At 69.3% G+C, this 17617-nt stretch carries 20 protein-coding genes; 3 read left to right on the top strand and 17 right to left on the bottom strand.

What is annotated here, in order from left to right; translation table 11 throughout:
* Positions 1 to 8: 8 nt before the first annotated feature.
* The 15 genes from QM517_RS13725 to prmC form a co-directional block, all read right to left on the bottom strand.
* Positions 9 to 782: a PP2C family protein-serine/threonine phosphatase gene (locus QM517_RS13725; RefSeq protein WP_283288122.1), complete on the bottom strand. Its 774-nt coding sequence runs from the start codon at positions 780 to 782 to the stop codon at positions 9 to 11.
* A 168-nt stretch (positions 783 to 950) separates the two neighbouring features.
* A complete protein-coding gene (locus QM517_RS13720) occupies positions 951 to 1625 on the bottom strand; it encodes a DUF5684 domain-containing protein (RefSeq protein ID WP_283288120.1) in 675 nt (224 codons plus the stop codon).
* Positions 1626 to 1745: 120 nt separating this feature from the next.
* Positions 1746 to 2495 carry a peroxide stress protein YaaA gene (yaaA, locus tag QM517_RS13715; protein ID WP_283288118.1) on the bottom strand — a complete coding sequence of 250 codons (750 nt, stop codon included), beginning with the start codon at positions 2493 to 2495 and terminating at the stop codon, positions 1746 to 1748.
* A 69-nt stretch (positions 2496 to 2564) separates the two neighbouring features.
* On the bottom strand, positions 2565 to 2822 hold the full coding sequence (locus QM517_RS13710) for a F0F1 ATP synthase subunit epsilon (protein WP_283288116.1): 258 nt from the start codon (positions 2820 to 2822) through the stop codon (positions 2565 to 2567).
* A gap of 1 nt (position 2823) precedes the next feature.
* The gene (gene atpD / locus QM517_RS13705; RefSeq protein WP_076490916.1) at positions 2824 to 4272 is read right to left on the bottom strand and encodes a F0F1 ATP synthase subunit beta; all 1449 of its coding nucleotides are present in this window, start codon (positions 4270 to 4272) and stop codon (positions 2824 to 2826) included.
* A gap of 22 nt (positions 4273 to 4294) precedes the next feature.
* Complete coding sequence (locus QM517_RS13700) at positions 4295 to 5194, bottom strand: F0F1 ATP synthase subunit gamma (RefSeq protein WP_077050253.1); 900 nt, start codon at positions 5192 to 5194, stop codon at positions 4295 to 4297.
* Positions 5195 to 5218: 24 nt separating this feature from the next.
* On the bottom strand, positions 5219 to 6850 hold the full coding sequence (gene atpA / locus QM517_RS13695; RefSeq protein WP_077050254.1) for a F0F1 ATP synthase subunit alpha: 1632 nt from the start codon (positions 6848 to 6850) through the stop codon (positions 5219 to 5221).
* A 61-nt stretch (positions 6851 to 6911) separates the two neighbouring features.
* Positions 6912 to 7703, bottom strand: coding sequence for a F0F1 ATP synthase subunit delta (locus tag QM517_RS13690; protein ID WP_283288112.1), 792 nt, complete (start codon positions 7701 to 7703; stop codon positions 6912 to 6914).
* Positions 7703 to 8263: a F0F1 ATP synthase subunit B gene (locus tag QM517_RS13685; RefSeq protein WP_278101199.1), complete on the bottom strand. Its 561-nt coding sequence runs from the start codon at positions 8261 to 8263 to the stop codon at positions 7703 to 7705. The genes QM517_RS13690 and QM517_RS13685 overlap by 1 nt, the downstream gene beginning before the upstream one ends.
* A gap of 31 nt (positions 8264 to 8294) precedes the next feature.
* Complete coding sequence (gene atpE / locus QM517_RS13680) at positions 8295 to 8531, bottom strand: F0F1 ATP synthase subunit C (protein ID WP_077050257.1); 237 nt, start codon at positions 8529 to 8531, stop codon at positions 8295 to 8297.
* Positions 8532 to 8575: 44 nt separating this feature from the next.
* Positions 8576 to 9388 (bottom strand): F0F1 ATP synthase subunit A, encoded by an 813-nt coding sequence (gene atpB / locus QM517_RS13675; protein WP_374114694.1) that lies wholly within the window; start codon positions 9386 to 9388, stop codon positions 8576 to 8578.
* Positions 9389 to 9598: 210 nt separating this feature from the next.
* On the bottom strand, positions 9599 to 10087 hold the full coding sequence (locus QM517_RS13670; protein WP_077050258.1) for a hypothetical protein: 489 nt from the start codon (positions 10085 to 10087) through the stop codon (positions 9599 to 9601).
* Complete coding sequence (locus QM517_RS13665; protein ID WP_077050259.1) at positions 10084 to 11259, bottom strand: MraY family glycosyltransferase; 1176 nt, start codon at positions 11257 to 11259, stop codon at positions 10084 to 10086. The genes QM517_RS13670 and QM517_RS13665 overlap by 4 nt, the downstream gene beginning before the upstream one ends.
* Entirely contained in the window at positions 11256 to 11996 is a 741-nt protein-coding gene (locus tag QM517_RS13660; RefSeq protein WP_283288107.1) for an L-threonylcarbamoyladenylate synthase, read from the bottom strand. The genes QM517_RS13665 and QM517_RS13660 overlap by 4 nt, the downstream gene beginning before the upstream one ends.
* Before the next feature lie 39 nt (positions 11997 to 12035).
* Positions 12036 to 12920 carry a peptide chain release factor N(5)-glutamine methyltransferase gene (gene prmC, locus QM517_RS13655; protein ID WP_283288105.1) on the bottom strand — a complete coding sequence of 295 codons (885 nt, stop codon included), beginning with the start codon at positions 12918 to 12920 and terminating at the stop codon, positions 12036 to 12038.
* A gap of 99 nt (positions 12921 to 13019) precedes the next feature.
* On the opposite strand from prmC, the gene cysK reads away from it, so the two are divergent.
* Together cysK and epsC are read left to right on the top strand one after the other, a co-directional pair.
* Positions 13020 to 13958: a cysteine synthase A gene (gene cysK, locus QM517_RS13650; protein ID WP_077050262.1), complete on the top strand. Its 939-nt coding sequence runs from the start codon at positions 13020 to 13022 to the stop codon at positions 13956 to 13958.
* A 1-nt stretch (position 13959) separates the two neighbouring features.
* Positions 13960 to 14529, top strand: a complete 570-nt coding sequence (gene epsC / locus QM517_RS13645; RefSeq protein WP_077050263.1) for a serine O-acetyltransferase EpsC — start codon at positions 13960 to 13962, stop codon at positions 14527 to 14529.
* Positions 14530 to 14535: 6 nt separating this feature from the next.
* On the opposite strand, the gene QM517_RS13640 is transcribed toward epsC, so the two are convergent.
* A complete protein-coding gene (locus QM517_RS13640) occupies positions 14536 to 14943 on the bottom strand; it encodes a phage holin family protein (protein ID WP_077050264.1) in 408 nt (135 codons plus the stop codon).
* 39 nt (positions 14944 to 14982) lie between these two features.
* Here QM517_RS13640 and QM517_RS13635 point away from each other — a divergent pair, with 39 nt between their 5' ends.
* A complete protein-coding gene (locus tag QM517_RS13635; RefSeq protein ID WP_283288102.1) occupies positions 14983 to 16386 on the top strand; it encodes an amidase in 1404 nt (467 codons plus the stop codon).
* Positions 16387 to 16522: 136 nt separating this feature from the next.
* On the opposite strand, the gene prfA is transcribed toward QM517_RS13635, so the two are convergent.
* The gene (gene prfA / locus QM517_RS13630) at positions 16523 to 17599 is read right to left on the bottom strand and encodes a peptide chain release factor 1 (RefSeq protein ID WP_308208910.1); all 1077 of its coding nucleotides are present in this window, start codon (positions 17597 to 17599) and stop codon (positions 16523 to 16525) included.
* Positions 17600 to 17617: the final 18 nt, after the last annotated feature.

Genomic DNA, 17617 nt, shown 5'->3' with positions numbered 1-17617 from the left:
CACCGCGCTCACGCGGCGCGTCGGGCGACGTCGAGCACGACGATGGTGATGTTGTCGCGGCCGCCGTTCTCGAGCGCCGCCGCCATCATCGCCTGGACCGCGTCGGCGGGGTCGGGGTTGGCCTCGAGGAAGTGACGGATGCCGAAGTCGGTGAGTTCCTTCGTCAGACCGTCCGAGCAGATGACGAAGCGGTCGCCGTCGAGCACCTCGAGTCGGAGGTAGTCGGGTTTCACGCTGTCGCTCGGGCCGACGGCACGCGTGATCACGTTGCCGTACGGGTGGTTCTCGGCTTCCTCGGGGCTCAGACGGCCCGCGGCGATGAGTTCCTGCACGACGGAGTGGTCGGTGGTGATCTGCACGATGTCGTCGTCGCGCAGCAGGTAGACGCGCGAGTCTCCGATGTTCAACGTCACCCAGTGGGGCTCGTCTCCCCCGGCCTCGAGGTAGAGGCCCGTGAGGGTCGTCCCCGTTCCCTCGTCGGTGGTCTCGGGGTGGGCGACGATGTCCTTCACGGCGCGGGAAAGCGCCTTCTCGATGTTCTTCGGCGACACGATGCCGCTCTCGACGACGGCGCGGAGGCGGTCGACGGTGCTGGCGCTGGCGATCTCACCGCCGAGGTGGCCGCCCATGCCGTCGGCGACGACGAACAGGGGGAACTCGGCGAGCAGCGCGTCCTGATTCACCTCACGGCGCTTGCCGGTGTCGGTGGTCGCCGCCCAGGAGAGATCGAGTGCGCCGCCCGTCAGGGGAACGGTGCGCGTGTGCGTGGTCACCTCGGGCACGAAAAGATCCTCCGGTTGGCCGACATCTCCGCCGGCGGAACCGCGCGGCCCTGTCATCCTAGTCGACCGCCGGACGGTGCCCACGGATGCCACGGGCGCGGCGTTCCCCGGGGGAAACGATGACGAGCTCCCCGCGACGGACGCGGGGAGCTCGTCATCGTGTGCGTGTCAGACCTGCGGGCCCGCCGGGGGCGGGGGCGTCGGACCGGCCGGGGGTGCCGGCGGGGGCGGCGTCGTGCCCGCAGCGGGCGGCGCCTGCGGCGGCGCGTAGGGCTGGGCCGGCGGCGCGTAGCCCGCGGGAGCGGCAGGAGCTGCCGGCACCGGCTGACCGGGCTGCACGGGAACGCCGTTCCACACCGTCTTGTCCGCGAGGAACGAGTTCGCCCACGGCGAGGGCTGGATGTTCGGGTTCCACGGGTTGCTGCCGAACGCCAGGATGCCGAGCCAGATCCACTGTCCGAGCGGGCCGAGGATGAACAGCAGGAGGATCGGCCACTCGCGACCGAACTTGGCGTTGACCCGGTAGGCGACCATGATCAGCGCAACGAACAGAGCCAGACCGGACAGGTACTGGAGGATCGGGATGACCGAGGCGACCACGAGGGCGAGGATCACCCACGGCGAGAGGTCGCCGAGCTTGGCCAGCACCAGGTAGTTGTAGACCGGCACCCAGGCGCGCCACTTGCCCTGCACGCCCGCCTTCTCGAAGACCTTCGACAGCAGGAACGCGCTGATGAGGTAGCCGACGATGGCGAACAGGAAACCGAACAGGGCGAGGATCAGGAAGGCGGCGGCCGACGCGGCATCGCTGGCGCCGTAATCGTTGTAAGCCAGATGGATCATGGTGACGAAGTTCCTCTCGGGCCGGATGCGAGCTGGCGCTCGCATCAGCGACGGGTGTCTCCCGCGTACGTCATGCTAGCGAAGCTGAGTGTTGGCTGACAGTACCTTGACCCGCGGATCTCAGACCAGCAGCTCGACCTCGCCGACCCCGCGATCGCGCATCACGATCCCCTGCGACCGGGCCCACTCGACGAGGGCTCCGCGCGAGCCGATCTGCGCATCCGTGCTCGCGAGGGCGCGGGCGAGGTGCCCCTTGGCCTTCTTGTTGAAGTGGTTGAGCGCGCGCACGGTTCCGTCGGACGACTCCGACACCACCCGGACGTAGACGCCGTCGACGTCCGCGGGGACCGGTCCCAACGCGGCGTACGCCTCGGACCTCAGGTCGACGACGAAATCCGGCCGGGCCAGCCCCATCGCCGTCGTGACGGCATCCGCCCAGATCCGTCGCGGGGACGGCAGGCCGGGCAACGACGTCGAGGCCGCGAGACGGTAGACCGGGATGCCGTCGAGCGCGCCCACCGGGCCGAAGGGCGCCGAATGGATCAGGACATGGGAGCCCAGCCACGCGCGGGCGGACGCGTCGAGGGTCCCGGCATCGAGAGCGTCGAAGAGCACCCCGGTGTAGCGGTCCACCGCGGGGAGGGTTGCGGCGGAACGCAAGGCCGCGTTGTCGGCGATCTCGTGCAGACGGCGCGCGCTGAGCTTCAGGACGCGGGCGGATGCGTCCTCGTCGGCGCTCAGGGCGATCAACCCGTCGACGACCTGCTCCCGGAGCGGGCGGAGCGAGGGCAGCGCGAGCGCGCCCAGATCGATCGGCGGGCCGTCGCCGCCGGGACGTTTGGTCTCGGAAGGGGGCAGGAGAACGAACATGCGACCTCGGAGGGACGAACGACGCGCGCCGCCCGGCGAACCGGACGACGCGCGTCGAGGAGAAGAGTGTCAGACCAACGAAGCGTGACCGGCGACGATCGTCAGCTCATCGCCCGCCATCGACAGGAACCCGTCCTCCGCGTTCGCGAGGACCTTGGTACCGTCGACGCGCGTGATGCGGACCTCGCCCTGGGCGAGGATCGCGAGCACGGGTTCGTGACCCTGCATGAAGCCGATCTCGCCTTCGACCGTCTTGGCGACGACCAGCGACGCCTCCCCGGCCCAGACCTCGGCGTCGGCCGAGACGAGGTTCACGCGCAGCGGCATGTCAGCCGTTCTCCTTCTGGATCTGCGCCCACTTGGCCTCGACGTCGGAGATGCCGCCGACGTTGAAGAACGCCTGCTCCGCGACGTGGTCGAAGTCACCCTTGACGATCGCGTCGAACGACTCGATGGTCTCCTTGATCGGGACCGTGGAGCCCTCGACACCGGTGAACTTCTTGGCCATGTAGGTGTTCTGCGAGAGGAACTGCTGGATGCGACGTGCACGCGACACGACGATCTTGTCTTCCTCGGAGAGCTCGTCGACACCGAGGATCGCGATGATCTCCTGCAGTTCCTTGTTCTTCTGGAGGATCTGCTTGACCGACGTGGCCACACGGTAGTGGTCGGCGCCGATGTAACGCGGGTCGAGGATACGGCTCGTCGAGGTCAGCGGGTCGATGGCCGGGTACAGGCCCTTCGACGCGATCTCACGGGAGAGCTCGGTCGTGGCGTCCAGGTGCGCGAACGTGGTCGCGGGAGCCGGGTCGGTGTAGTCGTCGGCGGGGACGTAGATCGCCTGCAGCGAGGTGATCGAGTGACCGCGCGTCGAGGTGATGCGCTCCTGGAGCACACCCATCTCGTCGGCCAGGTTCGGCTGGTAACCCACGGCCGAGGGCATGCGGCCCAGCAGCGTGGAGACCTCGGAGCCGGCCTGCGTGAAGCGGAAGATGTTGTCGATGAAGAGCAGCACGTCCTGCTTCTGGACGTCGCGGAAGTACTCCGCCATCGTCAGGGCCGACAGCGCCACGCGCAGACGCGTCCCCGGCGGCTCGTCCATCTGGCCGAACACGAGGGCGGTCTTGTCGAAGACACCGGCCTCTTCCATCTCGCCGATGAGGTCGTTGCCCTCACGGGTGCGCTCGCCGACTCCGGCGAACACCGACACACCGCCGTGGTCCTGCGCCACGCGCTGGATCATCTCCTGGATGAGGACGGTCTTGCCGACGCCCGCACCACCGAAGAGGCCGATCTTTCCACCCTGCACGTAGGGGGTCAGGAGGTCGATCGACTTGATGCCGGTCTCGAACATCTCGGTCTTGGACTCGAGCTGGTCGAAGCTCGGCGCCTTGCGGTGGATGCCCCAGCGCTCGGTGACCTCGATCGTCTCGCCGGGAGCCGCGTTGAGCACCTCTCCGGTGACGTCGAAGACCTTGCCCTTGGTGACGTCGCCGACCGGCACCGAGATGGGGCCGCCGGTGTCGCGCACCTCCTGGCCGCGGACCATGCCGTCGGTCGGCTTCAGGGAGATGGCGCGGACGAGGTCGTCACCGAGGTGCTGAGCGACCTCGAGGGTGATCTCGGTCGAGTCGTCCCCGATGGTGATGGTGGTCTTGAGCGCGTTGTAGATCTCGGGGATCGCGTCGTGCGGGAACTCGATGTCGACGACGGGCCCGGTGACACGCGCGACGCGGCCGACGACGGCTGCGTCGGTCTTCTCGGCGGTGAGGCTCATGGCTTCTTCTCTCCTTGGGAACTTACTTGCCGGATGACAGAGCATCGGCGCCGCCGACGATCTCGGCGATCTGCTGCGTGATCTCCGCCTGACGCGCGTTGTTGCGCAGGCGGGTGTAGTCGGTGATGAGCTTGTCGGCGTTGTCGCTGGCCGACTTCATCGCCTTCTGCGTTGCGGCGTGCTTGGCCGCGGAGGACTGCAGGAGGGCGTTGAAGATGCGGCTCTGGATGTACACCGGCAGCAGCGCATCGAGCACGGTCTCGGCGTCGGGCTCGAACTCGTAGAGGGGGTAGACCTCCGCCTGGGCGGGGGCCTCGTCCGCCTCGAGAACCTCGAGCGGCAACAGACGAACAGACTCGGGAGACTGCGTCATCATGCTGACGAAGCGGTTGTAAACGAGGTGGATCTCGTCGACGCCGTCGTTCTCTCCCCCGGCGCGGTAGGCCTGGAGCACGGCATCCGAGATCGCCTCCGCGGTCGAGAACTGCGGTGTGTCGGTGTCGCCGACCCACTGCGCTGCACTCGGCATGCGGCGGAACTGGAAGTAGCCGACGGCCTTGCGCCCGACGAGGTAGAACACGACCTCTTTGCCCTGCGTCCGCAGGAGCTCGGCCAGCTCGAGACCCTCGCGGAGGATCTGCGAGTTGAACGCGCCGGCGAGGCCGCGGTCGGAGGTGAAGATCACCACGGCGGAGCGACGGATGTTCTCGCGCTCCGTCGTCAGCGGGTGGTCGATCGAGGAGTGCGTGGCCACCGCGGAGACGGCGCTCGTCACGGCTCGCGCGAAGGGCGACGCCGCGCGCACACGCGCCATCGCCTTCTGGATGCGCGAAGCCGCGATGAGCTCCATCGCCTTCGTGATCTTCTTGGTCGTCTGAGCAGAACTGATCTTCTGCTTGTAGACCCGCAGTTGTGCGCCCATGATTCCGTTCTCGTGTCGTCGCTGTTAGCGACGGCCCTTGACGATTCGCTCCTGGTTGACGTCCTCGGCCTCGGCGGCGTCGACCTGCTCGGCGCCCACGACGCCCTGGTCGTCACCCGGCTGGAACTCGAGGAGGAACTCGTCGATCTTCTTCTCGAGCTCGGCGACGGTGTCGTCACCCAGCGCGTTGGTCTCGCGCAGCGTGTCGAGGACGGTCGAGTTGCGCCGCAGGTAGTCCAGCAGCTCGCGCTCGAAGCGGAGCACGTCGGACACCTCGACGGTGTCGAGCTTGCCGTTGGTACCGGCCCAGATCGAGACGACCTGCTCCTCGACCGGGTACGGCGAGTACTGCGGCTGCTTCAGCAGCTCGGTCAGACGCGCACCACGGGCCAGCTGACGGCGCGACGCGGCGTCGAGGTCGCTCGCGAACATCGCGAACGCCTCGAGCGAGCGGTACTGCGCCAGCTCGAGCTTCAGCGTTCCCGAGACCTTCTTGATCGACTTGACCTGGGCGTCGCCGCCGACGCGCGAGACCGAGATACCCACGTCGACCGCGGGACGCTGGTTGGCGTTGAACAGGTCGGACTGGAGGAAGATCTGGCCGTCGGTGATCGAGATCACGTTGGTCGGGATGTACGCCGAGACGTCGTTGGCCTTGGTCTCGATGATGGGCAGACCCGTCATCGAACCGGCGCCGAGCTCGTCGGACAGCTTCGCGCAACGCTCGAGCAGACGCGAGTGGAGGTAGAAGACGTCACCGGGGTACGCCTCGCGGCCCGGCGGGCGACGCAGGAGCAGTGAAACGGCGCGGTAAGCCTCGGCCTGCTTCGACAGGTCGTCGAAGATGATCAGGACGTGCTTGCCGCCGTACATCCAGTGCTGGCCGATGGCCGAACCCGTGTAGGGCGCGAGGTACTTGAAGCCGGCGGGGTCGGACGCGGGGGCCGCGACGATGGTGGTGTACTCCATCGCGCCGGCCTCTTCGAGGGCGCCCTTGACCGAAGCGATCGTGGAGCCCTTCTGGCCGATGGCGACGTAGATGCAGCGGACCTGCTTGTTGACGTCGCCCGACTCCCAGTTGGCCTTCTGGTTGATGATCGTGTCGATCGCGATGGCCGTCTTACCGGTCTGGCGGTCGCCGATGATGAGCTGGCGCTGGCCGCGACCGACGGGGATCATCGCGTCGATGGCCTTGATGCCGGTCTGGAGCGGCTCGTGCACGCTCTTGCGCTGCATCACACCCGGCGCCTGGAGCTCGAGGGCACGACGCCCCTCCGTCGCGATCTCGCCGAGACCGTCGATCGGGTTGCCCAGCGGGTCGACGACGCGACCTAGGTAGCCGTCGCCCACGCCGACCGAGAGGACCTCGCCGGTACGGGTGACGCTCTGGCCCTCTTCGATGCCGGAGAACTCGCCGAGGACGACGACGCCGACCTCGTGCTCGTCGAGGTTCTGGGCCAGGCCCAGGGTGCCGTCCGCGAAGCGGATGAGTTCGTTCGCCATGACGCCGGGCAGTCCCTCGACGTGGGCGATGCCGTCAGCCGCATCGACGACGGTGCCGACCTCGGTCGCACCCGCGCCCGTCGGCTCGTAGGCGTTGACGAAGTCCTTCAGCGCGTCACGGATGACGTCGGGGCTGATAGAGAGTTCTGCCATTGTCTTCCTTCGTTCGTGGGGCGCGAGCCCCCAGATCTCCACCCGCTCGGGCGGGAAAGTCTTAGCCGGCGATGCGCTGGCGAAGGTCGGCGAGACGTGCGGACACGCTCGCGTCGATGACGTCGTCGGCGACCTGCACGCGCAGTCCACCGACCACCGTCGGGTCGATCACGGTGTTGAGGCTGACCGCCGACCCGTAACGCGCGCGGAGCGCGTTCTGGAGTCGCGTCTGCTGCGCGTCGTTCAACGGCGCCGCCGCGTAGACGGTGGCCACGATGCTCGAGCGCTGATCGGCGACGATCGACTCCGCCCGGCGCAGGAGCGACCGGACGCGACGACCGCGCGCGTTCTGCACGAGCGAGGACACGATGAGCGCGGTCGGGGCGCTGGCACGGCCGTCGAGCAGCGTCGAGACGAGCGACGCCTTGCCGGACGCGTCGCCCAGGCGACCGCCCAGGGCGAGCTCGAGTTCGCCGTTGGAGGCGACGGTGCGGGAGAACTGGAACAGCTCTCCTTCGATGTCCACCGACGCGTCGGCGACGGTGGCAGCACGCACGGCCAACTCCTCCAGCCCGTCCACGAACTCCGCCGCGGTCGACCACCGCTGCTCCGCCGCACGGCGCAGAAGCGAAACGGTCGTCTCACGGTACGCGGAGCCGAAGACGGCCGTCACCAGAGCACTGCGAGCGGCAGCTGGTGCCGACGAATCGGAGAGCGCGCCGCTCAGCTGCGCCGACCCGTTCACGGCGCCGACGGCCGCGAACAGCTCGCGGGCGACGTCGAGGTCGACACCGGAGGCGTTCGTGAGCGCCTCCGCCGTCGCGGTCCGCGCCTGAGTGGTCGCGCTGCCCATTACTGGGCCGCCTTCTCGGATGCCTCGAGCTCGGCGAGGAATCGATCGACCACGGCCTGCGCGCGGGCGTCGTCGGAGAGGGTCTCACCGATGACGTTGCCGGCCAGGTCGACCGCGAGCGTGCCGACCTCGGCGCGGAGCGACACCAGCGTCGACTGACGCTCGGCCTCGATCTGCGCGTGCGCCGCGGCGGTCAGGCGTGCAGCCTCGGAGGAAGCGGCTTCCTTCGCCTCGGCGACGATCTTCTTGCCGTCCTCGCGGGCGGCCTCGCGGATCTCGCCGGCTTCCTTGCGCGCCTCGGCGAGCTGAGCGGTGTACTGCTCCAGCGCGGCCTCGGCCTGACGCTGCGCCTCATCCGCCTTGGCGATGTTGCCCTCGATGGCGGCACCACGCTCGTCGAGGAGCTTCGCCATGCGGGGCAGGACGACCCTCCAGAACACGAAGAGGATGATGACGAAGCACACCAACGACCAGACGATGTCGTAGACAGCCGGAATCAGCGGGCTGTGCGTCTCTTCGCCGGCGGGTTCGGCGGCGAGGGTGACAAGAGCACTCAGCATCTCGTCTCCTTTACGTAGATCGTGCGCCGGATCAGAAGCCGAAGATGAAGCCGGTCGCGATACCGATGAACGCGAGCGCCTCGGTGAAGGCGATACCGATGAACATCAGGACCTGCAGGCGACCGGCCAGCTCGGGCTGACGGGCCACACCCTCGATCGTCTTGCCGACGACGATGCCCACGCCGATGGCCGGGCCGATGGCGGCGAGGCCGTAGCCGACGGTGGCGATGGAACCGGTGACCTGGGCGAGAACCGTAGTTGCGTCCACGGGTTTTTCCTTTCGGTTGGGTGGCTCGGCGTGCGCCGGGCCGCTCAGTGCTCTTCCGCGACCGCGAGCTGGATGTAGACCGCGGTGAGAATTGCGAAAACGTAGGCCTGGAGGAAAGCCACCAGGATCTCGAAAAGGGTGAAGGCGAAGCCGAACGCCAGGGTTCCTGCGCCGAGCGCCGTCCACCAGCCGCCGAGGCCGAAGACGAAGAACTGGGTGGCGGCGAAGAAGAGGACCAGCATCAGGTGGCCGACGATCATGTTCATCAGCAGACGGAGCGTCAGCGTGATCGGTCGGATGATGAAGGTCGAGAGGAACTCGAGCGGGATGATGATGATGTACAGCGGCCACGGCACGCCCGAGGGCATGAGCGCGTTGCGGAAGAACTTGCCGGGGCTCTTCTTCACACCCGCGTAGATGAAGGTGACGTACGCCACGATCGCGAGCAGGAGCGGAACGGCGATGACGCTGGTACCGGCGATGTTCAGGCCGGGGATGATGCCCGTGATGTTCATGAACAGCACCATGAAGAAGATGGTGGTGAGGATCGGCAGGAAGCGGCGACCGTCCTTGCGACCGAGTAGGTCTTCCGCGATGTTGACGCGGACGAAGTCCAGCCCCATCTCCACGACGCTCTGGAAGCGCCCGGGGACGAGCTTCATGCGACGGGTGCCGACCACGAAGAGGATGACCAGCACGGCGGTGGCCAGCATCTGCACCAGGTTGATGCGGGTGATCGCGAAGATCGTGCCCTCGAACAGGACCGCGTCAGGGAAGAACTCGTTGATGGAGGGCGGATGGAACTCCGCACCCGCAGACGCGAAGTTCGTGATCAGGGTCGCAGCTTGAGTGGACAGCGCTGGCTCCAGCTTCGGGGCATCGGTGTGAACCGTTGCGACGATGGTCGGTGATGGCACCCGAAGTGCGAGTCTGGGGAGAGTCCCCGTCGCGGGTGGGTACTTACCCCACCCTATCAAACTCCCGGCTGATCCATGAGTCTCGGCCGATCGTTCGTCTCGCCGACGGACTAACGTGCCCGCGGTACGAGAACCCCGGGTTATAGAGGGTCAGGCGCGACGGTCGCCCTCATCGGGATCGGTCGGCAGGTCCACGTCGCTGGCGCTGGGCACGCGCATCCGCAGGAGCACGACGACGTCGACCGCGAGGGAGGCGATGACGCTGACGACCAGGGCCACGAAGAACACCTTCGGATCGACCCAGTCCTGGCCGCGCAGGATCACGATAGCGACGATGAACAGCACGAGCTTGAGCAGCCACCCGCCGAGCACGATGCCGAAGAAGATCGGGACGTAGAGCGGATCGCCGAACCAGCGGTTGGCGATGAGGATGCTCGCGGCCGTCACCGCGAGGAAGACGGCGCTCACGCCGACGCCGGACACCGCGCTCCCCACTCCTCCGGGGCCGGCCACGGCGAAACCGATCACGGCGCCGGCCACGAGGAGGACCGCGGTGACGATCCCGCCCCAGACCAACGCCGTTCTGAGGAACGGCGTGCTCGAGAGGGGACGGCGGGCGGCGGGGGAAGCGGTGGTCATGAGGAGGTCTCCGGGGATGCGGGCTGCGCACGACGGGCACGCCGACGCGAGGGACGGTAAGAGGGAAGCAGGGTCAGCACGACGCACGCCGCGACGCCCACGGCACCGAAGCCGATGCCGATCCAGTAGTCGCCGGGCCAGCTCTGCTGCGTGCCGATGTACATCAGGAGGAACGACAGGCTGACCACGGCCGTCCAGGCGTAGAAGATGAGCACCGCGTCGCGGTCGCTGTGCCCCATGTCGAGCATGCGGTGGTGCAGGTGCTTCCGGTCGGGCGAGAACGGCGAGCGTCCGGCCCACTGGCGCCGGATGACGGCGAGCCCGAAGTCCAGCAACGGCAGCAGCACGATGACGACGGGCAGGAGGATCGGGATGAAGGCACCGAGCAGCTGGGAGCGGCCGAGCTGCTCCGGGTCGAGGACGGCCGGGTCGAGCTGCCCCGTGATGGCCACGGCCGAACTGGCCATCAGCAGGCCGAGCATGAGTGCTCCGGAATCCCCCATGAACAGCTTGGCCGGCGTCCAGTTCATCGGCAGGAATCCGAGACACGCTCCGATGAGGACGGCGGCGATGAAGGATGCCAGGTTGAAGTACGTGCTCGCGCCGGTATCGCGCACGAGCAGGTAGGAGTAGGCGAAGAACACCCCGTTGGCGATGAGGCAGACGCCCGCGACCAGACCGTTCAAGCCGTCGATGAAGTTGACGGCGTTCATGACGACGACCAGCGCGAAGACGGTCAGGAGGAAGCTCACCCAGCTCGACCCCACCGTGAGCGCCCCCATCGGCAGCGACAGGATCTGCAGTTGCCCGAACCACGCGATGATGCCCGCGGCGATGAACTGCGCACCGAGCTTGATCATCCAGTCGAGATCCCACAGATCGTCGACGACCCCGACCAGGACGATGAGCAGGACCGCGCCCAGCAGCGACAGCACCGGCACGGGATCGGTCCAGAAGATCGCGAAGTAGGGGTTCCGGCTCGACAGCGCAAAGGCCGCGACGACGCCCAGGAACATCGCCACCCCGCCGAGGCGCGGAGTGGGGGTCTTGTGCACGTCGCGATCCCGGATACCGGGGTACAACCGGAAGCGCAGGGCGAACTTCCACACCACCCACGACAGGGCGAGAGTCACCGCCGCCGTGAACAGGATGGTGAGGAGGTACTGGGTCACGGACCCGGCGCCTCGGCATCCGCGGCGGTGTCCGGCGCCGACGAGGCGGCGCCGTCGGCGGGGCCCGTCTCGGGATCCGGCTCGAGCAGGTCGCCCAGCACCTCGCGCAGACGCGCGCGGGAGATCGTGCCTTCGCGGAGCACGCGGATCACCGGCTCGCTCCCGCCGACGAGGGACGTGGCATCCACGATCGTCGAGGCGAAGCCCCACTCGCTGGGTCCGGCGTCGAGGTAGACGGCGACGCTGTCGCCGAGCATGTCGCGCGCCTCGTCGATGCTGACCGCAGCGGGCATTCCGGTGCGGTTGGCGCTGGAGACCGCGAGCGGCCCGGTCTCTTTGAGCAGCTCGAGCGTGAGGTTCTGCGCGGGCATGCGGACCGCGACGGTGCCGTGCGTGTCACCGAGGTCCCAGGACAGGGACGGCTGCGCGGGCAGGACGATGGTCAACCCGCCGGGCCAGAAGGCGTGGACGAGGTCGTCGACGGCGGTGGGCACCTCGGCGACCAGAGCACGGAGGGTACCGACGCCGGGGACGAGGACCGGCGGCGGCTGCTGCCGTCCGCGTCCCTTCGCCTCGAGCAGGCCCGCGACGGCGCGCGCGTTGAACGCGTCCGCGGCGATGCCGTAGACGGTGTCGGTAGGGAGCACGACGAGTTCGCCTCGGCCGATCGCCTGACGCGCATGGCGCATCCCGGACAGCAGCTGCGACTCGTCACGGCAGTCGTAGACGGGTGACATGTCGGGCGACAGTCTACCGAGACGCGGACCGCTGCGCGGTCAGGGGCGGACGGCGGTCGTGGCGCGGTCGCGCGTCGTCAGGTCGGGGTGGGTCGCCGCGGACCGCCACCCGTCCGCCGTGAGGATCTCGCGGATCGCGGCGCCCTGCCACTCGCCGTGCTCGATCACGATGGTGCCGCCGGGATGCGCGAGGCGCAGACCGACGCGGCTCAGCACGCGCACGGCATCCAGCCCGTCCGGTCCGCCGTACAGGGCCGCCGGCGGGTCGAACAGCCGCACCTCGGGGTCGCGCGGGATCGCGTCGTCCGGGACGTAGGGAGGGTTGGATGCCACGACCGAGACCGTTCCATCGAGCTCGGGGAACGCATCGGCGAGGTCGATGAACGCGAGCGTGAGGTTCGTCGCGCCGATGCGGGCGACGTTCTCCTTCGTCCAGATGAACGCGTCGACGGAGTTCTCGGCGGCGAACACCCGCGCGTGGGGGACCTCGGTCGCCAGGGCGAGGGCGATGGCTCCGCTGCCGGTGCCGAGGTCCACGGCGATCGGCGATCCGGATGCCGCCGCGCGCAGGGCGTCGATCGCGAGCTGCGCGACCATCTCGGTCTCGGGGCGCGGGACGAAGACCCCCGGTCCGACGGCGAGTTCCAGGGACCGGAAGGGGGCGAGCCCCGTGAGGTGCTGCAGCGGCTCGCGCGCGCAGCGCCGGTCCACGAGCGGGGCGAGGGCCGCCGCGGCATCGGCGGACAGACGATCGCCGCGGACGGCGGCGGCCTGCACTCCCCCGCGCGACGTGGACAGGACGTGGGCGACGAGGAGTTCGGCATCCACCTGGGGGTCGGGGATGCCCGCGGCGGCGAAGCGCGCGGCGGTGGCGCGGACGACGTCGGCGACGGGGGACGGGGCGAAGGGTACGGGCTCGGGCATGACGGCTCCCGAGCCTAGTCGCGCAGCGTCACACACGGCCGCGGTGTCCGGCCGCTCACCTAGGATTGTCGCGATCCGACCGACGGCGAAAGGCGAGCCATGCCCGGCATCCACTCCGACATCACCTCCGCGTTCGGCGACACCCCGCTGGTGCGCCTCAACCGCGTCGCGGAAGGCGCCGGGGGCCAGATCCTGGCCAAGCTCGAGTTCTACAACCCCGCCTCGAGCGTCAAGGACCGCCTGGGCATCGCGATCGTCGACGCCGCCGAAGCCTCCGGCGAGCTCAAGCCCGGCGGCACCCTCGTGGAGTCCACCAGCGGCAACACGGGTATCGCGCTGGCCATGGTCGGCGCGGCGCGCGGATACAAGGTCATCCTGACGATGCCCGCGTCGATGTCGAAGGAGCGTCGCGTGCTGCTCCGGGCGTTCGGCGCCGAGCTCGTGCTCACCGACCCCACCAAGGGCATGTCGTTCGCGGTGGAGGAGGCCAAGCGCATCGTCGCCGAAACGCCCGGCGCCGTCTGGGCCCGCCAGTTCGAGAACGAGGCGAACCCCGCGATCCACCGCAAGACCACCGCCGAGGAGATCCTGCGCGACACCGACGGCAAGGTGGACTACTTCGTGGCCGGGATCGGCACGGGCGGCACCATCACCGGAGTCGGTCAGGTGCTGAAGGAGCGCGTCCCGGGTGTGAAGGTCGTCGCGGTCGAGCCCGCCGACTCCCCCATCCTCACCAAGGGCCACCCCGGCCCCCACAAGATCCAGGGCATCGGACCGAACTTCGTCCCGGCGATCCTCGATCGCAGCATCATCGACGAGGTCATCGACGTCGAGTTCGACGACGCCATCCGGCTGGCCCGCGAAACGGCGGCGAAGGACGGCATCCTGGTGGGCATGTCCTCCGGCGCCGCCATCTGGGCCGCTCTCGAGATCGCACGTCGCCCCGAGGCCGAGGGCAAGAACATCGTGGTCATCATCCCCTCGTACGGCGAACGTTACCTCTCCACCGCCCTGTACGAAGACCTGCGCGACAACTGACGTGGGGGCCCTCTCCCGCGTTCGCGAGGATGTCGCCGCGGCGAAGTTCCGCGACCCGGCCGCCCGTGGCGGCCTCGAGATCGCTCTCCTCTACCCCGGCCTGCACGCCGTCTGGTCGTACCGCGTGTCGCACCGCCTGTGGCTGCGGGGCTTGCGGTTCCCGGCTCGGGCGATCTCGCAGGTCACGCGATGGCTCACGGGCATCGAGATCCACCCCGGCGCGACGATCGGGCGCCGTTTCTTCATCGACCACGGCATGGGCGTCGTGATCGGCGAGACGGCCGAGGTCGGCGACGACGTCATGCTGTACCACGGCGTCACCCTCGGGGGACGCCAGCGCGAGGGCGGCAAACGCCATCCGACGCTGCACGACGGTGTGGCCGTGGGGGCCGGGGCGAAGATCCTCGGCCCGATCACGATCGGGGCTCACAGCCTCGTCGGCGCCAACGCCGTGGTGACCCGGGACGCGGCCCCCGAGAGCGTGCTGGTCGGGGTCCCGGCGAAAGCGCGGGCGCGCCGGTCGAGCGACGACACCCGAGCGCTGCTCACCGCGCCCGAATACTGGATCTGATCGGGTTCAGCGCGTCGTCGACGGCAGCGTCCGGGCCCGCCGGTCGATCAGAACGACTGTCAGCACCCACGTCACGACGGCGGACACGATCCACACGACGAGCGGCGCCAGGAACCAGGCAGCGGCGGTCGTGATACGCACGCCCGCGGAGGGCAGCACCACCACGACCAGCAGTGAGACGAACGTCGCGATGATGCCGATCCCCCCGAGGAGGAGCGGAGCGTGCTTCTGCGCCAACCGGGTGGCCAGCGGCGTCGCGAGGCTCTGGACGATCGCGAAGACGACGATCGCGACGAGGAAGCCCCACCAGTCGAGCCACGAGATCCGGAAGCCGCCGACGAACAGGTCGGCGAGCACGAGCCCCGCCGCCGCCGAGGCGAGGTAGACGAGCACGCGCAGCAACCGGGTCTTCATGCTGCGAGGGTAGCGGAGCGACGGGCCTAGGCTCGAAGAATGACGCGCCTGCACGATCTGTCCCTCGTCGCACAGGTCGCGGCGCTCCGGGACGGCAGGATCGGGCCTGTCGAACTGACCTCCCACTACCTCGACCGCATCGCTCACGCGTCCGATCTGGGCGCCTTCGCCGAAGTCAGCGCGGAGTCCGCGCTGGCGCGCGCCACCGCGCTCGACGGGGGCGGACACCGTGGCCCGCTCTGGGGCGTGCCCTCGGCGGAGAAGGACCTCGTCGCGCGGGCGGGTGTCCCCACGCGGTACGGATCGCGCGCCCGCGCCGACCACGTGCCGGCGGTCTCGGACGCCCTCGCGGAGGCGATGGATGCCGCGGGCGCGGTGAGCCTCGGCAAGACCAGCACCTCGGAGTTCGGTCTGACCGGCTTCACGGAACCGCTCATCCACGCCCCCGCGCGGGACCCCTGGCGCCCCGAGGCCGGTGCGGGCGGCTCGAGCGGGGGCGCCGCCGTGGCCGTGGCCGCGGGACTCCTCCCGGCCGCGGTCGGATCGGACGGCGGCGGCTCCATCCGCATCCCCTCGGCGACCGTCGGCGTCGTGGGGCTCAAGCCGTCACGCGGACGGCTGCCCATCGGGTCGGGGTTCGACTCCCCCGACGGGCTGTCCGTCACCGGTCCCATCGCCCGCACCGTCGAGGACGCAGGCCTGCTGCTGGACGCGCTCGTGGGGCTCTCGCCGTTCCCCTACGCGACGGCGGCCCCGGGGCACGGCCCCTTCGTCCGTGCCGCACGCACCGGATCCGGGACGTATCGGATCGGCGCGACGACCGTCTCCCCCTGGGACGACGACGAGGACATCGTCCTCGACCCCGCCGCCCGTACGGCGTTCGAGACGGCGGCCGTCTGGTTGAGCGACGCCGGACACCCCGTCACGGATGCCGATTGGCATCCGGTCGGCTATCCCGCCCTGTTCCGCGTACTGTGGCGCGCGAGCGCTGCGCGCATCCCGCTGAGCGCCGACGACATGGCCCTCGTCGAGCCGCTCACCGCCTGGCTCGTGCGGGAGGGCCGGGCGCTCTCGGCGCCGGAGCTGCTCGGAGGACTGACCGAGGCGCGCGCGTTCGAACGGCGGACGATCACCGACTTCGCGGCCTTCGACGCCGTCCTGACCCCCGCCCTGGCCCAGACTCCGCAGCCCGTCGGCGCGTACGCCGGCCACGATCCCGAGCGCACCTTCGCGATGCAGGTGGAGTACGCACCGTACTCGAGCTTCGTCAACGTGGCGGGCCTGCCCGCCCTCACGCTCCCGGTGACCGTCGACGCGACGGGGCACCCGGTCTCGGTGCAGCTGATCGGACGCCCCGGCGGGGAGGCGACGCTGCTGGCGCTCGGCGCCGAGCTGGAGCGGCGACGCGGCCCGCTCCCCCACCCGCCCGTGTGGGACGCCTGAGCCTGCATCCGGCGCGGACACAACGAAGGAGGATCGGGAACCGGTCCGCGAGAAACAGCGGTTTCTGCCCCGCCGGGGACAGCTTTCCTTCGTTGTGCACGAGACACGCACGAAGAGGGCGCGGCCGACCTGAGCGTCAGCTCTCGGAGAGCGCGGCGAGGCGCGCTTCCTCGTCGGCGGTGATCGCCGACTCGATGATCGGGCCGAGGGCGCCGTCCATGACCTGGTCGAGGTTGTACGCCTTGTACCCGGTGCGGTGATCGGCGACGCGGTTCTCGGGGAAGTTGTAGGTGCGGATGCGCTCGGAGCGGTCCATGCCGCGGATCTGCGAGCGGCGCGCATCGGCGGCCTGCGCGTCGCGCTCCTCCTGCTGCTTGGCGAGCAGCCGGGCGCGCAGCACGCGCATTCCGGCCTCGCGGTTCTGCAGCTGCGACTTCTCGTTCTGCATCGACACGACGATCCCCGTCGGCACGTGCGTGATGCGCACCGCCGAATCGGTGGTGTTCACCGACTGGCCGCCCGGGCCCGACGAACGGAACACGTCGATCTTCAGGTCGTTGGGGTCGATCGCGACCTCTTCGGGCTCGTCGACCTCGGGGAAGACGAGCACACCGGTCGTGGACGTGTGGATGCGTCCCTGCGACTCGGTCGCCGGTACGCGCTGCACGCGGTGCACGCCACCCTCGTACTTCAGGTGCGCCCAGACGCCCTGCGCGGGGTCGCTCGAGGATCCCTTGATCGCGACCTGGACGTCCTTGTAACCACCGAGGTCGGACTCGTTGCGTTCGAGCAGCTCGGTCTTCCAGCCCATGGATGCCGCGTACTGGAGGTACATCCGCAGCAGATCGGCCGCGAACAGGGCGCTCTCCGCGCCGCCTTCGCCCGCCTTGATCTCCATGATCACGTCGCGGGCATCGTCCGGGTCGCGCGGGATCAGCAGGCGACGCAGCCGCTCCTGACTCTCCGCCCACCGCTGCTCGAGCGCGGGCACCTCCTCGGCGAAGGCCTCGTCCTCACGGGCGAGTTCGCGCGCGGCATCCAGGTCGTCCGCCGCGGACTGCCACGCCTCGTAGGCGTGGACGATCCGGTTCAGTTCGGCGTAGCGCCGATTGACCCGCTTCGCGCGCGCCGCATCGGCGTGCACGGCGGGGTCGTTCAGCTCGAGCTCGACCTGCCGGTGCTCGTCGATCAGCCCGCGGACGGACTCGAGGATGCCGGAATCCGACACGGC

The organism is Microbacterium sp. IEGM 1404, from assembly GCF_030056775.1.
In the GTDB taxonomy this organism is placed as follows: domain Bacteria; phylum Actinomycetota; class Actinomycetes; order Actinomycetales; family Microbacteriaceae; genus Microbacterium.
This window is presented reverse-complemented; position numbering and strand designations above follow the sequence as displayed.

What these genes read in the sequence shown, in the direction of transcription:
- QM517_RS13720 (WP_283288120.1), bottom strand. Translation starts at nt 1,625, where the DNA reads ATGATCCATCTGGCTTACAACGATTACGGCGCCAGCGATGCCGCGTCG.
- yaaA (WP_283288118.1), bottom strand. Translation starts at nt 2,495, where the DNA reads ATGTTCGTTCTCCTGCCCCCTTCCGAGACCAAACGTCCCGGCGGCGAC.
- QM517_RS13710 (WP_283288116.1), bottom strand. Translation starts at nt 2,822, where the DNA reads ATGCCGCTGCGCGTGAACCTCGTCTCGGCCGACGCCGAGGTCTGGGCC.
- atpD (WP_076490916.1), bottom strand. Translation starts at nt 4,272, where the DNA reads ATGAGCCTCACCGCCGAGAAGACCGACGCAGCCGTCGTCGGCCGCGTC.
- QM517_RS13700 (WP_077050253.1), bottom strand. Translation starts at nt 5,194, where the DNA reads ATGGGCGCACAACTGCGGGTCTACAAGCAGAAGATCAGTTCTGCTCAG.
- atpA (WP_077050254.1), bottom strand. Translation starts at nt 6,850, where the DNA reads ATGGCAGAACTCTCTATCAGCCCCGACGTCATCCGTGACGCGCTGAAG.
- QM517_RS13690 (WP_283288112.1), bottom strand. Translation starts at nt 7,703, where the DNA reads ATGGGCAGCGCGACCACTCAGGCGCGGACCGCGACGGCGGAGGCGCTC.
- QM517_RS13685 (WP_278101199.1), bottom strand. Translation starts at nt 8,263, where the DNA reads ATGCTGAGTGCTCTTGTCACCCTCGCCGCCGAACCCGCCGGCGAAGAG.
- QM517_RS13670 (WP_077050258.1), bottom strand. Translation starts at nt 10,087, where the DNA reads ATGACCACCGCTTCCCCCGCCGCCCGCCGTCCCCTCTCGAGCACGCCG.
- QM517_RS13660 (WP_283288107.1), bottom strand. Translation starts at nt 11,996, where the DNA reads ATGTCACCCGTCTACGACTGCCGTGACGAGTCGCAGCTGCTGTCCGGG.
- prmC (WP_283288105.1), bottom strand. Translation starts at nt 12,920, where the DNA reads ATGCCCGAGCCCGTACCCTTCGCCCCGTCCCCCGTCGCCGACGTCGTC.
- cysK (WP_077050262.1), top strand. Translation starts at nt 13,020, where the DNA reads ATGCCCGGCATCCACTCCGACATCACCTCCGCGTTCGGCGACACCCCG.
- QM517_RS13640 (WP_077050264.1), bottom strand. Translation starts at nt 14,943, where the DNA reads ATGAAGACCCGGTTGCTGCGCGTGCTCGTCTACCTCGCCTCGGCGGCG.
- QM517_RS13635 (WP_283288102.1), top strand. Translation starts at nt 14,983, where the DNA reads ATGACGCGCCTGCACGATCTGTCCCTCGTCGCACAGGTCGCGGCGCTC.